This is a genomic window from Gaoshiqia sp. US2 (genome assembly GCF_059705485.1).
In genome coordinates, this window is sequence record NZ_AP048550.1 from 3,640,756 (window position 1) to 3,662,827 (window position 22,072).

16 protein-coding genes are annotated in these 22,072 nt (G+C 48.5%); 7 read left to right on the plus strand and 9 right to left on the minus strand.

The features are described 5' to 3' along the window. Positions 1–19 precede the first annotated feature (19 nt). From AC6H3C_RS14675 to AC6H3C_RS14690, 4 genes are all read left to right on the plus strand, one after another. Complete coding sequence (locus tag AC6H3C_RS14675) at positions 20–253, plus strand: heavy metal-binding domain-containing protein (RefSeq protein WP_497516152.1); 234 nt, start codon at positions 20–22, stop codon at positions 251–253. Positions 254–287: 34 nt separating this feature from the next. Then, positions 288–2,423: a copper-transporting P-type ATPase gene (locus tag AC6H3C_RS14680; RefSeq protein WP_497516153.1), complete on the plus strand. Its 2,136-nt coding sequence runs from the start codon at positions 288–290 to the stop codon at positions 2,421–2,423. Positions 2,424–2,636: 213 nt separating this feature from the next. Next, positions 2,637–2,882, plus strand: a complete 246-nt coding sequence (locus AC6H3C_RS14685; protein ID WP_497516154.1) for a heavy metal-binding domain-containing protein — start codon at positions 2,637–2,639, stop codon at positions 2,880–2,882. Positions 2,883–2,933: 51 nt separating this feature from the next. After that, positions 2,934–3,299: a heavy-metal-associated domain-containing protein gene (locus AC6H3C_RS14690; protein WP_497516155.1), complete on the plus strand. Its 366-nt coding sequence runs from the start codon at positions 2,934–2,936 to the stop codon at positions 3,297–3,299. 67 nt (positions 3,300–3,366) lie between these two features. On the opposite strand, the gene AC6H3C_RS14695 is transcribed toward AC6H3C_RS14690, so the two are convergent. From AC6H3C_RS14695 to AC6H3C_RS14710, 4 genes are all read right to left on the minus strand, one after another. Then, positions 3,367–5,445, minus strand: coding sequence for a TonB-dependent receptor plug domain-containing protein (locus tag AC6H3C_RS14695; RefSeq protein WP_497516156.1), 2,079 nt, complete (start codon positions 5,443–5,445; stop codon positions 3,367–3,369). A 35-nt stretch (positions 5,446–5,480) separates the two neighbouring features. After that, a complete protein-coding gene (tnpA, locus tag AC6H3C_RS14700) occupies positions 5,481–5,903 on the minus strand; it encodes an IS200/IS605 family transposase (RefSeq protein WP_497516157.1) in 423 nt (140 codons plus the stop codon). A gap of 109 nt (positions 5,904–6,012) precedes the next feature. Next, the gene (locus tag AC6H3C_RS14705; protein ID WP_497516158.1) at positions 6,013–6,258 is read right to left on the minus strand and encodes a carboxypeptidase-like regulatory domain-containing protein; all 246 of its coding nucleotides are present in this window, start codon (positions 6,256–6,258) and stop codon (positions 6,013–6,015) included. 78 nt (positions 6,259–6,336) lie between these two features. Then, positions 6,337–6,723, minus strand: a complete 387-nt coding sequence (locus tag AC6H3C_RS14710) for an HYC_CC_PP family protein (protein WP_497516159.1) — start codon at positions 6,721–6,723, stop codon at positions 6,337–6,339. Between the two features lie 54 nt (positions 6,724–6,777). Here AC6H3C_RS14710 and omp85 point away from each other — a divergent pair, with 54 nt between their 5' ends. Together omp85 and AC6H3C_RS14720 are read left to right on the plus strand one after the other, a co-directional pair. Beyond that, positions 6,778–8,121, plus strand: a complete 1,344-nt coding sequence (omp85, locus tag AC6H3C_RS14715; RefSeq protein ID WP_497516160.1) for an Omp85 family outer membrane protein — start codon at positions 6,778–6,780, stop codon at positions 8,119–8,121. A 62-nt stretch (positions 8,122–8,183) separates the two neighbouring features. Then, positions 8,184–8,618, plus strand: coding sequence for a pyrimidine dimer DNA glycosylase/endonuclease V (locus AC6H3C_RS14720; RefSeq protein WP_497516161.1), 435 nt, complete (start codon positions 8,184–8,186; stop codon positions 8,616–8,618). A gap of 32 nt (positions 8,619–8,650) precedes the next feature. Here AC6H3C_RS14720 and AC6H3C_RS14725 read toward each other — a convergent pair whose 3' ends face one another. From AC6H3C_RS14725 to nhaC, 3 genes are all read right to left on the minus strand, one after another. Further along, positions 8,651–9,856 (minus strand): aminotransferase class I/II-fold pyridoxal phosphate-dependent enzyme, encoded by a 1,206-nt coding sequence (locus tag AC6H3C_RS14725; RefSeq protein ID WP_497516162.1) that lies wholly within the window; start codon positions 9,854–9,856, stop codon positions 8,651–8,653. Between the two features lie 319 nt (positions 9,857–10,175). Continuing rightward, a complete protein-coding gene (locus AC6H3C_RS14730) occupies positions 10,176–11,447 on the minus strand; it encodes a DUF819 family protein (protein WP_497516163.1) in 1,272 nt (423 codons plus the stop codon). Positions 11,448–11,516: 69 nt separating this feature from the next. Next, positions 11,517–12,959, minus strand: a complete 1,443-nt coding sequence (gene nhaC, locus AC6H3C_RS14735) for a Na+/H+ antiporter NhaC (RefSeq protein WP_497516164.1) — start codon at positions 12,957–12,959, stop codon at positions 11,517–11,519. Between the two features lie 211 nt (positions 12,960–13,170). On the opposite strand from nhaC, the gene AC6H3C_RS14740 reads away from it, so the two are divergent. Then, on the plus strand, positions 13,171–17,373 hold the full coding sequence (locus tag AC6H3C_RS14740; RefSeq protein WP_497516165.1) for a coiled-coil domain-containing protein: 4,203 nt from the start codon (positions 13,171–13,173) through the stop codon (positions 17,371–17,373). A 414-nt stretch (positions 17,374–17,787) separates the two neighbouring features. On the opposite strand, the gene AC6H3C_RS14745 is transcribed toward AC6H3C_RS14740, so the two are convergent. Together AC6H3C_RS14745 and AC6H3C_RS14750 are read right to left on the minus strand one after the other, a co-directional pair. Then, a complete protein-coding gene (locus AC6H3C_RS14745) occupies positions 17,788–18,657 on the minus strand; it encodes an AraC family transcriptional regulator (RefSeq protein WP_497516166.1) in 870 nt (289 codons plus the stop codon). A gap of 225 nt (positions 18,658–18,882) precedes the next feature. Beyond that, on the minus strand, positions 18,883–22,068 hold the full coding sequence (locus tag AC6H3C_RS14750; protein ID WP_497516167.1) for a PAS domain S-box protein: 3,186 nt from the start codon (positions 22,066–22,068) through the stop codon (positions 18,883–18,885). Positions 22,069–22,072: the final 4 nt, after the last annotated feature.

Sequence of the window (22,072 nt, forward strand, 5' to 3'; positions counted from 1 at the left end):
AACATTAAAATGATTTATCATGAAAAATTTAAAGAAATTATTCACAGGATTCGGAAAGACCGCCGGCGTACACAAAGCCCATTCATGTTGCGGCGGAAATGAACATCAGCACGAACAGGGCGCCCATGCTCATGCAGAAATAATTTATCAATGTCCCATGAAATGCGAAGGCCATAAAACATACGATGCACCTGGCCGGTGTCCTGTTTGCGGCATGTACCTGAAACCGGTAACGAATGGTAAGGCAGATTGAACGACCAGGAATATCAATTTAAAATAACACCGCGATGAACAATCAGAAAACAACAAGTTATTACTGTCCGATGCTTTGCGAGGGCGATAAAACCTACGAAAAACCCGGCGACTGCCCCGTTTGCGGGATGCACCTGGTTTCGCAGGAAAAAGAGGAAGATACCAGCGAGGAAGAAAAAGCTTATCAAAAAACGGCCAGGAAATTTTGGTTTGCTCTCGCGCTAAGTATCCCGGTATTCCTGATCGCCATGTCTGATATGGTTAGCTTTCTGAACCTTGAAGCTCTCGCATCAAAAAAAGTATGGAGTTGGATCGAATTTATGCTGGCAACACCGGTGGTATTTTATTCCGGCTGGGTGTTTTTTAAGCGAGGCTGGAGTTCCATCCGCAGGTGGTCGCCCAATATGTGGACGCTGATTTCAATTGGAGTCGGCGCCGCTTATGTTTTCAGTGTTTTTGCCCTGCTGTTTCCCGGCGCTTTCCCGGAGCAATTTCAGGACCACCACGGCAACGTTCATTTATATTTCGAAGCAGCTGCCGTCATTTTAACGCTGGTATTACTTGGGCAAATGCTCGAATTGCGGGCACACCATAAAACCAGCTCAGCCATTAAAGCGCTGCTGGGATTGACGCCGCCTGTTGCCCGGGTGATCCGGAACGGGCAGGAAGTAGAAATCCCGCTCGAAGAAGTTCAGGTGGGCGACCTGCTGAAAGTAAAACCCGGCGAAAAAATTCCGGTAGACGGAATTATTCTAAAGGGCGATGCAGTAATTGACGAAAGTATGATTACCGGTGAACCAATCCCTGCCGATAAATCGTCCGGCGATCGGGTTACCGGGGGAACCATCAACGGCCGGACGGTTTTTGAAATGCGAGCTGAAAAAGTGGGTAACGACACCCTGCTGGCTCAAATCATCGATATGGTCAACCAGGCCAGCCGGTCACGGGCGCCCATTCAGCGACTGGCTGACACCGTTGCCAAATATTTTGTACAGATTGTCATCGCTATTGCCCTGCTTACCTTTACAGCCTGGGCCGTTTGGGGTCCCGAGCCAGTCTATGTTTATGCTTTTGTGAATGCGGTTGCCGTTTTAATCATTGCTTGCCCCTGCGCCTTGGGGCTGGCAACGCCCATGTCGATCATGGTGGGAACAGGCCGGGGCGCCCAATTGGGGGTTTTGGTGAAGGACGCCCGTGCCATCGAAGAAATGAACAAGGTAAATACCCTCATTATCGATAAAACCGGAACCATTACCGAAGGAAAACCCAGTTTAAAAAGTTTCAAATCATTCGGGAAGTTGAGCGACCTTGAAATTCTGCAACTGGCAGCCTCAGCCGATGCAAACAGCGAGCACCCGCTCGCCAATGCCATCGTCGCGGGTGCAAAAGCCAACGGGCTGAAACTGCTTTCTGTCGATCAGTTTGAATCTGTCACGGGAAAAGGGGTGCGAGCTGTTTATCAGGGGAAACAGATTGGTTTGGGAAATCATCGGTTGGTAGAAGATTTCAGTGCCGGTTTGGATGAAGAAAACAAAAAGTTAGCAGAAGCATGGCAGTTGACCGGGCAAACTGTGATGTACCTGGTCGTTCAGGATCGGGTGGAAGGGATGGTCAGTGTGGCCGACAAAATCAAAGACACTTCGGCCCGCGCCATCAAAAGCCTGCAAAAGATGGGCGTGAAAGTGCACATGCTCACCGGAGACAATCCTTACACCGCCAAAGCTGTTACCGATGAACTGGGACTCGATGGTTTCACCGCCGATTGCCTGCCCGAAGATAAATACAACAAGATAAAAGAGTTACAGGAACGGGGGCAGGTAGTCGCCATGGCCGGCGATGGCATCAACGACGCCCCGGCCCTGGCACAGGCCAATATCGGCATTGCTATGGGAACGGGAACCGACATTGCCATGCAAAGCGCCGAAATCACCCTGGTGAAAGGCGACCTGAACGGCATTGTCACGGCCAGAGAGTTAAGCCGGAAAGTTATGAAAAACATCAGGCAAAATCTCTTCTTCGCCTTTGTTTACAACGCGCTGGGCGTGCCAATAGCCGCCGGAATCCTGTTTCCTTTTTTCGGACTGCTGCTGAGCCCGATGATCGCCGCTGCGGCCATGAGCTTCAGCTCGGTCTCGGTTATTACCAACGCCTTGCGCTTAAGAAAAAAATAACTATTAGGTAAAAAAATAACTTTTGATTCAACCATTTGAGCGGTTAATCCTTTTAGATATGAAGATGACATGAAAAAAATCAAAAAACAGCTGACTCTCCTACCTGTCCCGTTACACAGCGGGATTAAGGAATTCTCCCGGTAATCCGGGATGGATACAGTGATCGGAAAAAAGTATTGGATTAAAAGTTGTCAACTTAAATCAAGGAAAAACATGAAAACAAAAGTAAAAGTTATTTTAAGCGCTCTGGTTTTAGCAACAATTCTCGGGGCCACCGCATGTGGGACTGCGTCGAAAAAAGAAAAAACCGACACGCAACAAGGAACAGAAGTGGCACAATACACCTGCCCGATGCATCCCGAAGTTCTTGCCGACCAACCGGGGGATTGCCCAAAATGCGGTATGGCCTTAATTGAGAAAAAAGCTGAAACGGAAGATCTCCGGGAAAAACAGGAATAAACCGGATCAAATGGCACATGAATGTTTTATAAAAAAATCAATTTAATAGAAATGAAAGCAAAAGTTTTAAGTTTAGTAAGTGTGTTCCTCTTTGGAACAGTGGCTGTTTTTGCAGCCAATAAGTCGGAGAAGTTCAAGGTATCGGGAAATTGCGGCATGTGCGAAAAACGCATTGAAAAAGCTGCACTTTCGGTCAAGGGTGTTTCGAAAGCCGACTGGAACAAGGAAAGCAAAATGATTGAAGTGGTGCTTGACGACAGTAAAACAGACGTGCACCAGGTGCAAATGGCCATTGCCAAAGCCGGGCACGATACTCCTGGGCACAAGGCCACCGACGAAGTCTACAACTCGCTGCACAATTGCTGCAAATACGACCGCGGCAATTCGGCCAAAGCACACGAAGGGCATAATCATTAAACTTAAAAAGAAGAGGTTGTATGAAAATGGATAGTCCGTTTTATACAACCTCTCTTCTCTTTTTGCGTCAGAAAATTTTGTACCGCAGTCCGAAATAGGTTTTCCGGCCAAGAATCGGGCCCCAAATCAGGGAACTGTCAAAATACAGGCTAAACGGCTGATCGCTGGCCAATATCGGCCTGTGTTGTTTATAGCCGGCCAGGTTTTCAACCCCCGCATAAAGCTCGAAACGTTCGCTCCACCGTTTACTTACCTGGGCATTCATCAGGAAGAAATCCGGTGAATAATCAGGTAAACGATATTCTTCCGGGTTTGAGCCGGTGAAGGGAATTCGCTTTCTCCCCTGCCAGTTAAGGGTATAATCGAAACTCCAGAAATTGCGGGTTTCGTAAGCCAGGTTCAGAAATGCCCGGTGACTGGATTGCAAAGGTTTCTGCATCAGCCCGTCGCGGTATGTGGTTTTCACATCGTACCAGCGATAAGCCATCCGGATATCCAGCGATTTGATCAGTTCGTAATCAACTTGCGCCTGAAAACTGTTTGACCTGGATTTCGCGTTTGATTGATAAAACAGCGCCTGTTGCGGATCGTTATCCAGGTCCATCACCACCTGCCGGGAAAAATCAGTCCGGTAAAAATCAAAACTGAGGCTTCCCTCCCGGTAGTTCATTCTGAATTTTTGGGTCAGGTTCAGTCCGTAGTTCCAGGCAACTTCAGGATCAAAACCGTAAGGCCTGTTATTTTTTTCACCCTGAAACACCAGTTGACGCGAACTGGCCAGAACGCCGCTGTTTTCGGCAATCACACTGGCCGTGCGCTGCCCCCGTCCTGCCGAAACCCGCAATACCGTTTGTTCGGCCGGGGCATACCGCACATGCAGGCGCGGCGTTAAAAAAACACCATACAGGTTGTGATAATCTCCCCGCAGCCCGGCCACCACGCTAACCCGGTCGGATGGCAGGTAAGTGTATTCGAAGAAAACACCCGGAACCGATTCGTTTCGGCTAAAGATGGTGTCATTCAACTCCTCCCTGAAATCATCAAACTGATAAGATGTACCTGTTTTGAATTCATGCCGGGCATTTCCAATGATACTCTGATAAATCAGGTTGGCATACCACGACTGCTGCCCGGCGTTGTAGGCATTCAATCCAAAATAACTGTCCTGCTCATGATCGGCTCCGGCCAGCTGTAATCCGATCGATTTCCAGGGCTGATCTTCAAATACTTTTCCAATTTTGGCCCAGCCTTCCAGCCGCCGCACGTCAATATTCATTCCCCATGCACGGGTGGTCAGTGCATCTTCGGACCTGAAATCTAACTCGCCCCCCTGGTTGTCCAACACCGAACCTTTTATCCCGAACTGAACAAACAAGCCGTCATCGCCGGTATAATCCCACCTGTTCAGGGCCGTAAACGTATTGCCCGTGGGCATGTCCATAAAGCCGTCGTTGTTGTGGTCAAGCTTTCGCGAGTTATCTTTTCCGTGCAATAATAAAACGGTTGACCATTTGCTGTTTTCGAACCGGTGAGCGAGGTTCAGGTTGGCCTCCAACCGGCTTTCGGCATCGGCAAACAGGTTTAAATACAAACGCTCGGCTACCTTTGGTTTTCTCAGTTCAATGTTTATTTGTCCGGCAATACTTTCGTAACCGTTCACCACCGAGCCGGTTCCTTTGTTGAGTTGGATGCTTTCAATCCAGGTTCCCGGAACCAGGGTCAGTCCATAAACTGAAGCCAAACCCCGCATATCCGGAACATTCTCCCGGGCTATTTGCACGTAGGGACCGGCAAGACCCAGCATCTGAATCTGGCGCGATCCGGTGACGGCATCGGTAAATGTAACGTCGATGCTTGGACTGGTCTCAAAACTTTCACTCAGGTTACAACAAGCTGCTTTGCATAATTCTTTCTCGGCGATCTGTTCTACTTTAATGGACGAGAGCATGGAAATTTCCGTCGATTTTCTGCGCTGAACAACTTCAACTTCATTCAACTCAAGAGATGCCTCCAAAACAACAGGCGGAATTTTGCCGGATGATACTTCAACGGTATCATTCCGGTAACCAATATAAGTAAAAATCCACACCCAAAGGATGTGGCTTTGGGATAACCCCTGGAAGGGGTAATTTGCTTTTACCCTCAAAGAAGGTAAAAGTTGTTGTCCCCACAGGTTAATGACTACTTTTCTTCTTCTCGTTTATCTTTCTTTTCCTGATACTTGACGTACCTCTTGATCATCTCCGCATCCAGTCCTACTGTATCCACACAGTAGCCTTTTGACCAGAAATGATTGCCCCAATAGGGGCGGCTCTTCAAGCTCTTATATTTGTTGAACAGCCGAATTGCTGTTCGTCCTTTAAAAATCCCAACCATGTCAGAAATAGAGACTTTCGGCGGAACCATCAAAACCAGATGTACGTGATCTTCCTGTACGTTCAACTCCTCAATAATACAGCCTTTCTGCTCCGAGAAAGCCTTGATGCAGTGTTCCACTTCAATTTTGATTTCTCCCTTCAATATTCTATACCTATATTTAGGGGTCCATACGATATGGTACATGCAATGCCAGATCGCATGCGACAACTTCTTAAAACGACTCATTGTTTTTTCCTTTCTTTGGTTGTGGGGACAACCTTCTAAAGGTAAATATGAGTCGTTTTACAGGCAAACCCGTGGAACGTCTCTGACCACGTTCAGAGAACGTGGGTTTTTAACTTGAACTAAAAACGAGGCGGTTGGTTTTACCGGTTCGTTCAATCACAAAGTGTCCGTGTTCGTTCGAGCTGGTACCCAAAGTGGTGCCTTCCCAATAGACGTTCACTCCGGCGAGAGCGGTTGTTTTTCCCCCTTCTTCTCCGGCGACGCTCCCGCTAACGGTTTCCGGGGCAGGCTGTGCCCCGCTTATAAACGGGACACTAAGCAGCAGAAAAAATAAATATTCTTTTTTGATGATCATGAATTGAATTTTAAATTGACACAATAAGCAATCACAGACCGATTTAATCAGCCCTTTTGTTTTTGTTCAATTTAAAAGCTAAGCGTAATACACGAGGGAGCAGTTCAGGAGCCAGGCCGGCGCTTTCGGCGGCGGGAAAAAATCATCATCGCCCGGCCCGATAGCTTGCATGACAATACAATCAGGGGAAGGAAACTGAACTCCGGCAACCAATTCCGTTACCGGGAGTTCCAGGTTCAACCTGAAGCCGGCATAAAACGATTGTTGCTCTTCAAACCGGATAATCTGCGTAACATCATGGCAACAAGCAGACTGGCAGACAAGCGCTCCGTCGCAGCAGCTTGCCGGTTCGGCATACAACTGAACCGATGCAATCTCGCCCGAACAATAATGAATATTTATGGCCAGCCCAACGGTAACCAGCAGATAAAACCCTGATAATATAGTCGCAACGGCTTTTTTCATCGGTACAATAATAGCAATAAAAACTTTATCTTCGTAATTGCTAAACGCTGAACAATGAAAATTAAAGTACTCTTCCTTCTTTTGCCTGTTTTCTACCTGACATCGGTGGCACAAACCGAAAAGCCGGAGCAGGTGACCAAACAGGGCTGGAACTTTGGCGCTCTTCCGGCGGTCACATTCGACACCGATTTAGGTTTTCAGTACGGCGGCTTTATCAACCTGTTTAATTACGGCGACGGCAGCCGTTACCCAAGTTATAACCACAGCCTCTACCTGGAGGTTTCGCGTTATACCAAAGGCAGCGGCATCTACCGGTTTAGTTTTGATTCGGACCAGTTGATCAAAGGCCTGCAAACCTCGGTCGATATCAGCTATCTCACCGACCAACTGTACGATTTTTATGGCTTTAACGGTTACGAAGCCGTGTACAACAAAAACTGGGTCGACGAGGATGCGGCAGGCTATGTCAGTCGTGCATTCTATAAATACGACCGGAAAATGTTCCGCTGGAAAATCGACCTGCAAGGGAAACTTCACGGCCGGAACCTCAGGTGGATCGCAGGCCTGAACCTCCTGAATTTTAAGATCGGCTCGGTGAATGTTGAAAAACTAAATAAAGGGAAGGATGAAGAAGATAAGCTCCCGGAAGTTGACGGTTTATACGATAAATACCTCGAATGGGGTCTGATTACGGAACAAGAAGCAAACGGCGGTTTTGTTCCAACCTTTAAAGCCGGACTGGTTTACGATACCCGCGATTTTAAACCCAATCCGATGAAAGGAGTCTGGACCGAAGCGGTTGTCGTGTTCTCGCCCGACCTGGCAGGTGCCGAGAGCTCCTTTTCCAAGTTAAGCTTAACCCACCGGCAATATTTCACACTGATCCCGGAAGACCTGTCATTTGCCTGCCGCCTTGCCTATCAGACAAGCCTGGGGGGACGCGTTCCGTTTTATTACCAGCCTCAAATCGAAACATCCATCATGAGAGGTTCCACATCCGAGGGCCTGGGCGGATCAAAAACACTCCGGGGAATCCTGCGAAACCGGGTTGTGGGCGATGGGCTGTTTTACGGGAATACCGAACTTCGCTGGAAATTTTACCGTTTTCAGTTTCGCAACAACAACTTCTACCTGGGCCTGAACGGTTTTACCGATTTCGGGAAGGTCACCAACCGGATCGGCCTGAATACTGACCCGGCCGCTTTCGCCGAATTCAGCCTGAATAACAATCCGGCTGATTATTTTGACCGGAATTCAGAAAAACTTCATGTTTCGTATGGAGCAGGCATGCGGGTGGTGATGAACGAAAACTTCATCATTGCTTTCGATTATGGGATAGCGGCCGACAAACGCGACGGAAGTTCGGGCTTTTACATGGGGCTGAATTACTTATTTTAAGCCGGATTTTTCTGAAAAAAACCGGAACATCCGGCCATATCATCTTCATATCAACACAAACAATGAGAATCTGGTCAGTTCATCCGATGTATCTGGATGCGAAAGGTTTGGTGGCGCTGTGGCGGGAAACGCTTTTGGCCAAACAGGTGCTCGAGGGAAAAACCAAAGGTTATCAACATCACCCGCAATTGAAGCGGTTCAGGGCAGCCGTCAATCCGCTTGACTGCATCAATCAATACCTGGCTGTGGTTTGGGACGAAGCGGCAAAACGTGGCTACCGCTTCGACGAAAAGAAAATACGCCGCGATTTTAAACCCGAAAAGCTAAGCGTGACCACCGGTCAGCTGAACTACGAAACCAGGCATTTACTCCAAAAGCTGAAAATACGCGACATGGCAAAGTTTCATGAGCTGAGCGGCAGACAAGAGCTTTTGCCACACCCGCTATTCGGCTTGGTCGAAGGCGGAATTGAAGACTGGGAAAAGATCAGCGAATAAGCCCGTCAGAATTCATCGATCGTATGCAACGGTTAACCGATCATCCCCTCCTCCGTGCAACATGTTTTAATTCGTTCAAATGCAGCTTCAATATCATGATCCAGGCCAACCGAAAAGCGAACCAGTCCTTCAGACAGGCCAATCTCCTGCTGCACTTCTTTCGGCACTTCCGACGAGGTACTGTGCCCCGAGCAGCTAAACAGCGTTTTAAAATAGCCCAGGCTGACGGCCAGGTAGCCCACATCACGCTCCTGCATTTTTTGCATCAGCCGGTTGGCCTTCGCTAAGGTCCCCAAATCAATCGCCAACATACCTCCAAAGCCAAAATCAGGATTCATCAACTGTTTGTGCAAACCGTGTTGTTTGTGAGTTCCCAACCCCGGATAAATTACCGGAATGCCATTTTTTTGCAGGTTCTCAGCCACATACAACGCATTTTTACTGTGTTGCTTCATGCGGATATGCAGGGTATGCAGGTTTTTCAGGATCGATGACGAACGCAGCGGATCGAGCACCGGGCCAAGTAACATGGCGGTGCCGTCGGTCACATTCGACAATTCACGGATAAACTGATTGGTTCCGCAAATGGCGCCTGCCACGCAGTCGTTCTTTCCGTTGATAAATTTTGTCATGCTGTACACCACTACGTCAGCGCCCATCCGGGCAGGAGCCATGATCATCGGGGTGAAGGTATTGTCGACCACCAGCTTAACACCATGTTTCCGTGCCAGTTGAGCCAAGGCCGGAATATCGGAAACCTGAAGCAGCGGATTGGTGACACTTTCGGTATAAATCACTTTGGTATTGGGTTGAATGGCTGCCTCAACGCTTTCCAAATCGGTAACATTGACGAAGGTCACTTCGATTTTAAACTTCTTCAGGTAATTTTTCAAAAAGGCAAAAGTGCCGCCGTAAGTGGTCACGCTGGTCACCATGTGATCGCCCGTACTGCACAATTGCAACAAGGTGCAGGTAATGGCTGCCATGCCCGAGGCCGTCACCCAGGCCGATTCGGTACATTCCATAGCAGCCAGTGCATCGGCCAGGTACTTGTTGCTCGGGTTCCAGTGACGCGAATACAGAAAACAACCTTCCAGGTGCCCGAGGAAGGTTTCCTCCATATCTTCGCCGTGCAGAAAAGTATAAGTTGACGAATCGGTAATCGAAGGGTTAACACCCCCAAATTCTCCAAACTGATGTAAGAACTGGATTTGTGAAGCAGGATCAAATTTTTGCATGACTTTTGGGTTGAAATCGCATTCAAGGTAGGCGGTTCCCAAACAAAAAATGATGATTTTAACCCAGCAACCGGACTCGCCCGCTATGTTGTTCAGCTACGAAAGTGTATCAGACAAAAACAGGCTTTTTCATGCAAAAGAACAGGTAGTATGGAGTCAATAGTAAACAGGCAGAAGGCCGAAGGTTAATTTTCACGACAGGGTAAATCTCTTGTTCCGGTTCAAACGGTCAGTTTAAACCTGACATGACAGTAGATGGTCTTTTACGGAATATTGGAATAAGCTCTCCCCGCGCACTTTGGCACTTTGAAACTTTACATCAAAACCCCTTCAGCAAAAAAGCCAGCGCCACGCCCAGGTAGTTGCCAAACGCGTAACCCAAGATGCCAACCGTAAGGCCCGAGATGATCACATCTTTATTTTTCAGGGCCCCGGCCACTACCGGCACAAAGGGCGGAGAATAGGTTAAAGCGGCAATGGTAATAATGGTGGTATCTGAGTCTACCTTAAAAATCCACGATAAAAACACATGGACGAGCATGGTACCGAACACCGCCAAGGCCACATAAAGGAACAAGTGAAGAAATTCGATGCTGAACATGTTGACCAGGTCACCCATACTGGCGACAATCAACGAAAACACAATGATAAAATACATCCCGAACTGAAAGGTTTTTTGCATCCGGTTGATGGCTTTAACCATGCTCAAAGCCAGGCTTAGCGTGGTAATGGAAAGGATAACCACCGTCATTTGCGCCGACTGCGGAAACAGGAAACTCAGGGCAGCACCCGCACCGGCCACCAACACCGACAGTCCCAGCGCTCTCCGTAATTGGGGCAAAGCGCTTCGGCTCAGCATTCCGCGGTAATTATCAATATCTTCACTCTCCAGCATAATTTGCTGAATTTCCAGTTCCCGGTGCGAATCGTAAAAGCGGGGTAAAAACAGGTTAAAAAGCCGTTGGGCCGATGTCAGCAAAAAAATCAGGAAAAAAGCTCCCAAAACCATATCGTAGGTGTTTGTCAGGATAAACTGGTTCGGTTCAACATTCAGCGCGGTACTGATGGCTGCCAGGTTGGGCGCTCCTCCGGTGTAAATTCCGATTAACATGCCGGCCACCTTCCAGCCGTCCGCGATCAGTTTTCCTAAAACAAAATAGCCGGAAATAACCACAATCAGCAGCGAGGCCAGGCCAAGAGCCAGCGAGAATAAAGCTCCTTTGGCCAGTTTTAACCAACGCTTTAAATCGAGCGAAAACAATAACAGCGGAATAGCCAGGGGAATGACAATGGACAGCAATACATTTTGAACGCTGTAAATCTGATGGGCTATTAAATCCGATTCGGTTATTCTTCCCTGTTCGAAATAAGTCATGACTTCCTGCACCGACAAATTTTGTTTTTCAACCAGAATTTCCCGGAATGCGGAGGAAGCCCGGGTCAGAATACCGATATTCCCGAAAATCAGACCCGACAGATAGGCCATAACAACGGCGCCAATCTTGTGAATCAGTTTTGACCGATGCGTCAAATAGATCAGGAGCGCCGGGAAAATAAAGTAAAACAGTATCAATAAAATTGAAATCAGCATATCCACCCGAATTGACAATCCTCAAAAATAGCAAAATTGAAGCAGATTTAAACAATTTGAAACGTTTGATCAAACAGCAGTTTCTTCCGGCCTAATTCGCCTGATTTTGATATTCAGGTAGGCAAACAGAATCGACATCAGCGGACTGATCAGGTTAAAGAAACTATACGGCAGGTAATCGAAGGTTGCCACACCAAGCACCCGCGATTGCGTAGCCCCGCAGGTATTCCAGGGAATGAGCACCGAGGTCATCGTTCCCGAATCTTCGAGCGTACGGCTTAAAACTTCCGGCTTCAAGCCCTTGTCTTCGTAACTTTTCCGGAACATGCGGCCCGGCACCACAATCGAAATATACTGGTCGGATGCCGTGGTGTTGAAAAACAGACAGGTAACCACCGTGGACGTGACCAGCGAACCGGTTGATTTGGCCCATTTGACAATCGGCCGGGTCAACCGGGCCAACAAGCCGCCCGACTCCATGATCCCGCCAAATACCATAGCCGAAAGGATCAGCCAGATGGTGTCGAGCATGCCGCGCATGCCGGTGGTCGACAACAACTCATTCACATTTTCATCGGGCGTAATAATCGATACATCGCCGTACATCGCCTGCATAAAACCAATATACGACGCCTTGGCATAGTTGGGCAGGTCTCCGGCCACTTCACGGATAATCTGCGGTTGAAAGATCACCGCAAAAGCACCTCCCAGCAAGGTCCCGATCATCAGTGAAGGAATCGGCGGAACCTTCAACATGATAATAACAAACAGGATGAGCGGCACCAGAAACAACACCGGCGACGTATTGAAGGCGCCGCTAATGGCCGATTTTGTATCGACTACATCAATCACCGCCTGACTAAAGTCGTAATTAAAACCGATCACCGCAAACAGAATCAGGGTCAGAAGCATACTGGGCACCGTGGTCAAAAGCATGTACCGGATATGCGTAAACAGGTCGGTCCCCGCCATCGCGGGCGCCAGGTTGGTGGTATCGCTCAGGGGAGAAATTTTATCGCCGAAATAAGCCCCGGAGATAATGGCGCCGGCCACAATCGGCTCGCTGATCCCAATGGCTTTCCCAATGCCGATCAGGGCTACCCCAATGGTAGCGACGGTTGACCAGGAGCTGCCTGTAGCCACCGAAACCACCGAACTGACCACCACCGCCGCCATTAAAAACAGGTTGGGGTGAATAATGTCCATACCGTAATAAATCATGGCAGGAATAACGCCGCTGATCAGCCAGGTACCCGCTAAAGAGCCAATCAACAGCAAAATCAGCATCGATGGCATGGCCGAACCGATCGTGTTCACCACATTTCGGATTGTTTTCTCCCATTTTTGCCCGCTTCGGCGAACAATAACACCGGCAATGGTGGCCGCCAGCAACAAAGCCAGCTGATTCGATCCCGCCAGGGTATCGTCAAAAAATACCACGTTTAACGACAGCAAAAGCACCAAAGCCAGAATCGGCAGCAAAGCTTCAATAAAATAAGGGTCACGCTTCATCAGAAAAAACCGGTTTTGTATATCAACATAAATAAAGCAATTAAATGCGATTTACCCGCATCGCTATGCCATAAAACTTATTTTTAAGCTCTAAAAAATAATATGGTCTTCTGTCAGTTTATATTTATATCGTTTCAATAATCGGGTTTTTGAGCTGATAATGATTAATTTTATCCTTATAATCCGGTAAAATGTGTTAAACTGTATGTTCTTGAAAAAAGCGCTTCTGGTATTCATCTTTATAGCATTTGTTTTTCAGCTTTCCGCGCAGCAGGAAGATGAAATCTTTTTTGTTGTGAACGGTCGTTTAACCACCGACAGCGGCAAACTCGACGGTGCAACCATTGCCGTTTCAAAAAATGGGGAACGCGGGGAAACAGTTACCCCCCCCAGATCCGGACGCTTCGATTTCAACCTGGAATTCAATAACGAATACCAACTCACCTTTAACCTGGCCGGCTGTTTTCAAAAAATCATTATTATTTCAACCCATGTTCCCGACGAAGTGTTACGGAAAAACAACAAATTCCCTCCCCTTCCCTTCGTTTTAAACCTGTTTAAAGAAGTGGATGATCTGGACAGATCGTTCACGATAAAACCAGTCGCCCGCGTGTTTTATAATGCCCGGATCGATAATTTTGATTCGGAAATTTACTTTTCCGACAATCAGCTCCGGGAAATGATTAAGGAAGCGCAGGCGCAAAATGCAGCCCTGGCCTCCGAAATGAAAAACATCAGCAAAGCCGACCAACTGGAACATGCCGCCCGCGAAAAAGAATATGACAAAGCAGTGGCCGAAGCCGACGCCTTTTATGCCAAAAAGCAATTCGAAGCCGCGCTCGAAAAATTTCAGCTGGCTAACTCCCTCTTTTTCGACCGCCCCTACCCGAAAGACCGCATTGCAGAAATTCATGACCTGATGGCTGCTATGCTGCTGGCCGATGACGTGACCAAAAGTTACCAGGAGGCCATCCGCGAAGGCGATACCCAATTCGGGGCAAGCCGCTACGACCTGGCCGCGACCGCTTATCAACGGGCGCTCGACATCAAGCCGAAAGATAAATATGCCACCGACAGGCTGGCTGAATCAAACCGGATGCTCGGCCAACAAGAAATTGATGCGAAGTATAATCAACTGATTGCCCGGGCCGATGATGCCTTTATTTCGCACATCTTCGACCAGGCCGTCGACCTGTATACGGAAGCCATTGGGTTAAAACCCCGGGATTCGCAATACGCCCGCGATCAGCTCAAACGAATTGAAGAAGAAAAAGCCAGACTGGCCCAACTGGCGTCCATCGAGAAACAATACCTGGATGCAATGGCCAAAGGAAATTCGGCTTATCAGGAAAAATCATACAACGATGCACTGCTGGCCTTCAACCAGGCTTTAACGATAAAGCCCAACGATGAGCCGGCCCAAAACCGGATTCGCGAAACCGAAGAAATGCTCCGCCAGCTGACAAACCAGCAAAACTATGCCAGCCTCATCGCGCAGGCCGATCAGCTGTTTAGTCAAAACCAGTTAAGCGGATCAAAAGAGTTATATACGCAGGCACTGGTCATACAGCCCGATCAGCAACACCCGAAAGACCGGATCGCCGAAATTGACCGGCTGCTCTTACTGAACCAGCAGTTCGAAAGCTTACTGGCCAATGCCGACAGCGAATTTGACAAAAAGAACTACGCTCCCGCGAAATCGCTTTATCAGCAGATTTTGCAACTGAAACCCGAACAGGAGCATGCAAAAAACAGGATCACACAAATTGACCTGATCCTGCGGCAACAGGCGCTTGACGAACAATACGCCACCCTGATTGCCCAAGCCGACCAGGCTTTTGGAATCAAACAATACCAGCCGGCACAAACAGCGTATAAGCAGGCGCTGACGCTGAAACCCGAAGAAAGTTATCCGAAAGACCAGCTGGCCTTAATTGACCGGGAACTGGCTTTGGCCGAATCGCGCGCACTCGAAGAAGCCCGTCAGCTTGAGCTCAACCGGCAATACCAGGCTACCATTGCCGAAGCCGACCGCCTGTTCCAGGCAAGCAGTTGGGAACCGGCCAGGACCGGATATCAATCGGCTAACTCCATCAAACCGGACGAACAATACCCGCTGAGCCAGATTGCCGCGATTGACGAGATCATGGCAAACAGGGCCCGCATCGACCAGGCCTACCTCGAAGCTATTGAAGCTGCTGATCAGCTGGCCAGCCGGGAAGCCTATTCCGAAGCCATCGGCAAGTACCGCGAAGCCTTGACATACAAGCCCGCCGAAGTTTACCCGCAAGAGCAGATCCGGCGTTTAAACGGAATTCTGGCCCAACTCGAAACATCCAAACAACTGGAAGCCTCCTACCTGGCATTGATAGGGAAAGCCGATTCCTTGTTCCGTTTAGAAGCTTATCAGCCCTCAAAAAATGAATTTCTGGCTGCCTCGGCCTTAAAGCCGGCAGAGCAATACCCGAAAGACCGTATCCGCGAAATTGACGGCATTCTGGCCGATTTACTTCGCCGGCAGCAGGAACTTGAGCAAACGCAAAAAGCTTACGAAGAAGCCATTGCCAAAGCCGATGCCTTGTTTAAAGCGGAACAGCTCAACGACGCCAAACCGGCCTACCAAACGGCCCTTTCGTATAAACCCGGCGATGCTTACGCCCGGCAACAAATCAGCCTGATTGACGAAAAACTGGCGCAGCTGGTCCGCGAAGAAGCAGACCGGCTGAAGCTGGAAAGCGATTACCAGGCGAAAATTCTCCTGGCCGATCAGGCCTTTAACGGCGAAAAGTATCCCGAAGCCAAAACAGCATACCTGGAAGCCCTGGTCATGAAACCGCAGGAACAATACCCGGCGCAGCAAATTGAAAAGATTGACGGAATCCTGCTCTCCCTGCAACAACAGGCCGAACGGGATAAGCAATACCTGTTATACATCGCCGATGCCGGACAGGCCTTCAAACAGGAGCAATACACCGAATCCATCGGACTGTTTAGAAATGCCCTGGCCCTCAAGCCACAGGAAAGCCTTCCTCCCAGACGAATTGCCGAGATTGAGCAAATCATTGCACAACGCGAAGAAGCGGCCCGTTTAGCGGCAGCAGCTGCTCAACGTCTGGCCGAAGAAGAAGCCAAACGCGCCAAATACCAGGAGATCATTGTCCGGGCCGATAACGAATTTAAAAACGAATCGTACGAACCCGCCCGCTTGCATTATACCGAAGCCTTGAGCCTGTTTCCCGACGAACAATACCCGAAGGTAAAACTCGAAGCGATTGCCAACCTGCTGAAACAACAGGAACTGGCCGAACTGGCGCGTAAACAAAAAGCGCTGGCCAAAGCGAAGCTGGAGGCGTTCAACCATAAAATCGCGGAGGCCGAAGCCCGATTCGACCGGCAAGAGCTAAACGAAGCCATCAGCGCATACCAGGAAGCCATCGTTATCCTGCCCGAAAGAACAGCCGAGGTGAATGAAAAAATTAAACAGGTACGCGATCTGATCAGTTTCTTCGCTCAGCAGGAAAGCAATTACAAAAATGCCCTCAGCCGGGGCGACCGTCAGTTTGAAAACCAGGAATGGACCAACGCCCTGGCTTCGTACCAACAAGCCCTGAAAATAAAACCGGAAGAAGCTTATCCGGCCGGGCAGATTGAACGCATCAACCAGATTCTGGCGGAACAACAGGAAGCCGCCGCGCGGAGGTTGGCCTCATCGGGTACCGATGACCAATACAGGGAAGCCATTAAAAATGCCGATGAGCACTACCAACTGAAAGATTACACCGTCGCCCAGTTCTACTATTACAAGGCATCTGCCCTTCAGCCACAGAATCAGTACCCGAAAGACCGGATTGCCGAAATCGGTAAACTGATCGACCAAAGCCTGGAAGCCGGACAACTGAAAGCCTACCAGGATGCCATTGTCCGTGCCGACTCTGAATTTGAACGCAAAAATTACAATGTGGCCCGCTTCTATTACCACAATGCCCTGGGTATTAAATCGTGGGAACAACACCCCAAAAACCGAATTGCCGAAATCAACGGACTGACCAACAGCTTACTTTCGGTCAGGGAAGAGCAGGAGTACCAGAACCTGATCTCGAGCGCCGATGAAGCCTTCTTCGGTAAAAACCTGGCGGTCGCCCGTTCCTATTATCAACGCGCCGCGTCCATCAAAAAAGACGAGCAATATCCGGCCATCAAAATAGCTGAGATCCAGAAAATGATGGAAGAGGAAACCCGGGAACAGGCCAATCGCGAATACGCACAAAACATCGAAGAAGCGGATAAGGCCTTTGCTACCGCGAACTACAGCGTTGCCCGTTTTTATTACAACAAGGCTTTAAGCTTAAAACCCAACGAGAATTACCCGAAAGAACAACTGGAAAAAATCAGAAAAGCCTTATCGGGGAATTAGACAGCAGAACTGATTTTCTCATAGATTCCCGGATGCTTTTGTTGCAGGTTCATATTTTTTGAGGGGGAACCAAGGAAATCGCTTTTAACCTTACATGAGATGTTCCACCCGTTATAAATAAGGTAAATAAGGTTGGATGCAATGAGGTCGGACAGGCTATTAAGGCAGATCACGAAAATAAGGTTTCAGGAGATCAGTACCACTACTTTGATCCGTCGGCTGATGAGCCATGTGAGGTCAAATCCAGTATATCTTTCTAAAAGCGATTTCCCTGAAATTAAGCCAGAGTTCCCCCCGAAAAATTATTGACGCTTGTTATATTGACGACCGCAATTTTTTCAGTTCTATTCAAATCAATCTTTCCAAAATCTCAGGACTGACTGATTTTCTTTGTAATATTTTCCAACTTTAAACTCATCTCTTCCGGTACTCACGGGGCGACATGTTCATCACCCGGCGAAACTGACGCGAAAAATAGAACTGGTCATCAAAACCTGACTCTCGGGCAATCACGGCAATACTCCGGTCCGAATTGTCTAATAGCCGACACGAACGCTGAATTTTCAACTGAATAAAATAATCGATCGGCGAATGGCCGGTTTGTTTCGAAAAAAGCCTTGCAAAATGCGAAGACGACAGTTTCATTTCAGCGGCAAGTTCTTTCAGTGTTAGTTTCCGGTCCAGGTTTTCCAGCATAAAATTGATGCTTTGACCAACCGGGTCATTTCCCCGGCTTTCGTTGATCAGCCGGAACTGCCCGAGGTGGGTGAACGACGCCAAGAGACGGTTCAGGCAAAGGTTGGTATATTCCAGCGTCTCGATGCTAAAACCGCGGTCGAAGTTTTTAAAAATTTCGTTGAACAGCCCAAGTCGTTCGTTGATCCGCGAAGTTTTTCCCCTTTCAATGCGGACCGGAAGAAGCGCCAAACGCGAAAACAGGGGTGCTTTCGGGCCTGCAAAATGAATCCAGTAAATCGACCACGGCTTATCCTTGTCGGCAAAATAGGCGTGAGACATGCCCGGAGGAATAATCAGAAAATGATCGGGCGGCAGTTCGTGTTTCGTATTGCCTGCTAATATAATCCCTTTTCCTTCAACATTATAAATAAGAATAGCCTGGCTCACACCTTTCTTTCGTTCACGGAAATGATGGCGCGCCTGCGGGTAATAACCGATATCGGTGATATACAGATCGGCGATCAGCGGGTTCGCGGTAACCATGTCCAGAATTTTGTCTGGAATGACATAACTGATCTGCCCGGGAAAGCCTTCCTGCTTTTTCATGTCGCTAAAATAAAATCGTTCATATTCCGGCTCATAAATTTGTACCGAAAAATAGAGATTATTATGAAGTGTGCTTGTAATTAGTGAAAAATTATTGAAAGTTGAGCCTTTACCTGACCGGACTGGGACGCCTTGTACAGAAAAATCAGGACGAGGCGTTCCGCTTTTTCGGAGAAGTGTTAAACAGCGACCAAACCCACAAAGGAGCCGTGGTTCATCTAAAGCTTAAACAGGAATCCGGAAGGTGAAGGTAGTTCCCCGGCCAACTTCAGATTCAAGCCGGATATCGCCATTCATCAGTTCGACCAGTTTTTTCACGATCGAAAGCCCTAATCCGGCGCCTCCGTACACGCGGGTCGACGAATCGTCGGCCTGCCGGAAACGGTCGAAAATGGCCGTTTGATGCTCGGGGCTGATCCCGATACCGGTATCGGAAACAAAAAAACTGATTTGTTCGGGAGACATCGCGGCAATACCGAAGCTAATTTGTCCCTGGCGGGTAAACTTGACCGCATTGCTCAGCAGGTTCATGAAAATCTGGTTAAACCGAACCTTATCGTTATTGATCAGGACCGGCTCATCCGGAAGAACAAACTTCAGCTCAATTTCCTTCTGATCGGTTTCGTGCAGGCGTTGTTTGAACATGGTGTAAAGCCCGTTCAGCACCGACCCAACATCAAACTGGCTCTGGTACATCACCAGCTGCCCGGTTTCCAGCTTCGAGATATCCAGAATATCATTGATAATTTGCAGCAAATTTTCGGAGCTTTGATCCAGAATCTCGTAAAACTCTTCCTTGGTGGCCTGATCCAGTTTTTCCTCTTCAACCAAAATATTGGTAAACCCAAGGATCGCATTAAGCGGGGTACGGATTTCGTGACTCATATTGGCCAGAAATGCCGATTTTAACCGGTCGCTTTCTTCCGCTTTTTCCTTGGCCATCTGTAAATCGGCAATGATCCGTTTCTTTTCGGTAATGTCTTCTTTAGCGGCTACAAAATAAATGATCTCTCCTTTTTCATCCAGGATCGACGATATAACGGCACTCTCCCAGTAGATCTCCCCGTTTTTCTTCCTGTTGAGCAACTCCCCGTGCCATTCTTGTCCGGCAAGAATTGTATTCCACATATCCTCATAAAATTCAACGGGGTGTTGTTCCGATTTCAAAATGGCCGGAGTTTTTCCCACGGCCTCGGCAAAGCTGTAGCCCGATATTTGCGTAAATTTCGGATTAACGTATTCGATGTAGCCTTTCGGATCGGTAATAACAATACTCACCGGGCTTTGCTCGGTCGACTTGCCGAGAAGTTGTAAGCGGTTTTCGGCTTCTTTCTTCTCCGTGATGTCGTGAATAATGGAATGAAGGTAGATTTTCCCTTTGAATTCAATTTTACTGGTGAAAACCTCCACATCGCGGACAGACCCGTCTGCAAGCCGGTGCCGGTGTTCCGATTGTTTGTTTTTTGATTTCCGGGCGATTGCCAGCAACTTTTCCAGCTCTTCATCCGAAAATAAAACAATCTGCCGCAAGTTCATCTGCCTCAGTTGCTGGCGCGAATAACCGTAAAATGCCCGGGCAGCCCGGTTGGCATCGACAATGTCTCCCGTATTCATATCAATCAGCAACTTGATGGCCGAATCGTTTTCAAAAAGGTTTTTATACCCTTTCTCGCTTCGTTTCAAAGCTTCTTCTGCCTTATAACGTTCGGTAAAATCCTGGTAAATCACTAAAAACTGAGGTGATCCATCCCAGTCAATCAGCTTCCGGCAGACACGCAGGTTCCGGATTCCCCCATCCTTGTGAAGAATTCCGATTTCATATTCCGACTCAACCTGCTCCCCTTTTTTGCGCTTCGCTTTTCGAGCCTGATGTTGTTCCAAACTGGCCCGGGTATAACGTTCTTCCAAAGGAACGCTAACATATTCAAGCAGGTTTTCAAATCCGTACAGTGACAAAAAAGCCTGATTAACGTATAGTGTTTGCCCGGTTTGCGACACAATGCGCAGTCCCATCGGAAATTCGTCCATCAACCGGCGGAAATTCTCCCGCGACCGGAGTAAGGTCTGCTCGGCCAGTTTCCGTTCGGTAATATCTGTGATTGTTCCGATATATCCAAGAATCTCGCCCTCGGCAGTGCTTTCAGGTACCGCCTCTCCCATCACCCAGGTGGGACTGCCGTTTGAATTACGAAAACGATACTCGGCAACCGACTTCGCCCCATTGTCGGTTGCCTGCTCCCAGCCCCGTCGCAACTGATCGCGGTCATCCGGGTGAACAGCTGCCAGCCAACCGGTACCAAGAGCATGTTCAGCAGATACACCGCTGATTGCACACCACTTCGGATTAACGTAAGTCGTGTATCCGTCTGCCCGGGTCCGGAAAATACCAACAGGTGACTGATCGGTCAGGGTATGATACAAGCGTTCGCGATCCTGGACTTGCCGGTGTATATTTCGCTCGTTCGTTTGATCTCTGAAAACCAACACAACTCCGGTTATATTTCCTTTCGTATCGCGGATCGGCGCCCCGCTGTCGGCAATGGGTATTTCTGCTCTCTGCCTGTTAATCAGTAGTGTATGATTGGCCAAGCCCACAACCACTCCTTTATCCAGTACTTTCTCAACCAGGCAGTTTGCCTTCTCTCGGGTACTCTCGTTGACGACAGGAAAGACGACACCGATGGGTTGTCCCAGGGCTTCCTGCTCGGTCCAACCGGTTAGTTGCTCCGCCATCGGGTTGATAAAGGTGATGGTTCCCTGGTTATCTGTGGTAATCACCGCATCGCCAAGGCTGTGAAGGGTGGTCCGGTAACGCATGGCGCTTTCGCGGATTTCCGTTTCAGCCAGAATACGTCTGGTCTCATTCTTCAGCAACAAGCCCATCAACAGGGTCGTAAACGGGAAAACCAGCAACACAGGAACCCAAACCTGACCAACCACTTGCACGGCAAATGGCCAGGGTAGCAACAACTGGCACAACAACATCACCAGGTTGGTAAGCAAGCCCATGCCTAATAAGTGAATGGCTTTTATATTCTCCGGTTTACCTGCGTAAATTGTTCTGAAAAGCAGTCCAACCGAAGCAGCCGTGATGATGGTGGTTAAACCGGCCCAAATACCGGCTCCACCGATATAAAGCCTGTACACCACAGCCAGCAACGCTGATATGCCGGCAACAATCCCTCCGCCAAACAGACCTGCCAGAGAGAGTACAATGGATCGTCCGTCATAGATAATTCCCGGCTGATAATAAACCGGGAGATTCATTCCGGCCACGGCAATGGCTCCAAACAGCAGGCCTGATATGATTTTAAAAATCAATATCCCGGACTGTTTGTTCCTGGCAAGGAAACTGTATAAAACAGTCAGGGTAACCAGTAAAGTCGAATTCAGAACCAGATCAGCAATCATTTCC

Bases quoted from the DNA above. Each gene is read 5' to 3' on its own strand.
- AC6H3C_RS14690 (WP_497516155.1), top strand. From the start codon at position 2,934: ATGAAAGCAAAAGTTTTAAGTTTAGTAAGTGTGTTCCTCTTTGGAACA.
- nhaC (WP_497516164.1), bottom strand. From the start codon at position 12,959: ATGAAGCGTGACCCTTATTTTATTGAAGCTTTGCTGCCGATTCTGGCT.
- AC6H3C_RS14675 (WP_497516152.1), top strand. From the start codon at position 20: ATGAAAAATTTAAAGAAATTATTCACAGGATTCGGAAAGACCGCCGGC.
- AC6H3C_RS14705 (WP_497516158.1), bottom strand. From the start codon at position 6,258: ATGATCATCAAAAAAGAATATTTATTTTTTCTGCTGCTTAGTGTCCCG.
- AC6H3C_RS14745 (WP_497516166.1), bottom strand. From the start codon at position 18,657: ATGAAAAAGCAGGAAGGCTTTCCCGGGCAGATCAGTTATGTCATTCCA.
- AC6H3C_RS14750 (WP_497516167.1), bottom strand. From the start codon at position 22,068: ATGATTGCTGATCTGGTTCTGAATTCGACTTTACTGGTTACCCTGACT.
- AC6H3C_RS14730 (WP_497516163.1), bottom strand. From the start codon at position 11,447: ATGCTGATTTCAATTTTATTGATACTGTTTTACTTTATTTTCCCGGCG.
- AC6H3C_RS14725 (WP_497516162.1), bottom strand. From the start codon at position 9,856: ATGCAAAAATTTGATCCTGCTTCACAAATCCAGTTCTTACATCAGTTT.
- AC6H3C_RS14680 (WP_497516153.1), top strand. From the start codon at position 288: ATGAACAATCAGAAAACAACAAGTTATTACTGTCCGATGCTTTGCGAG.
- AC6H3C_RS14720 (WP_497516161.1), top strand. From the start codon at position 8,184: ATGAGAATCTGGTCAGTTCATCCGATGTATCTGGATGCGAAAGGTTTG.
- AC6H3C_RS14710 (WP_497516159.1), bottom strand. From the start codon at position 6,723: ATGAAAAAAGCCGTTGCGACTATATTATCAGGGTTTTATCTGCTGGTT.
- tnpA (WP_497516157.1), bottom strand. From the start codon at position 5,903: ATGAGTCGTTTTAAGAAGTTGTCGCATGCGATCTGGCATTGCATGTAC.
- omp85 (WP_497516160.1), top strand. From the start codon at position 6,778: ATGAAAATTAAAGTACTCTTCCTTCTTTTGCCTGTTTTCTACCTGACA.
- AC6H3C_RS14685 (WP_497516154.1), top strand. From the start codon at position 2,637: ATGAAAACAAAAGTAAAAGTTATTTTAAGCGCTCTGGTTTTAGCAACA.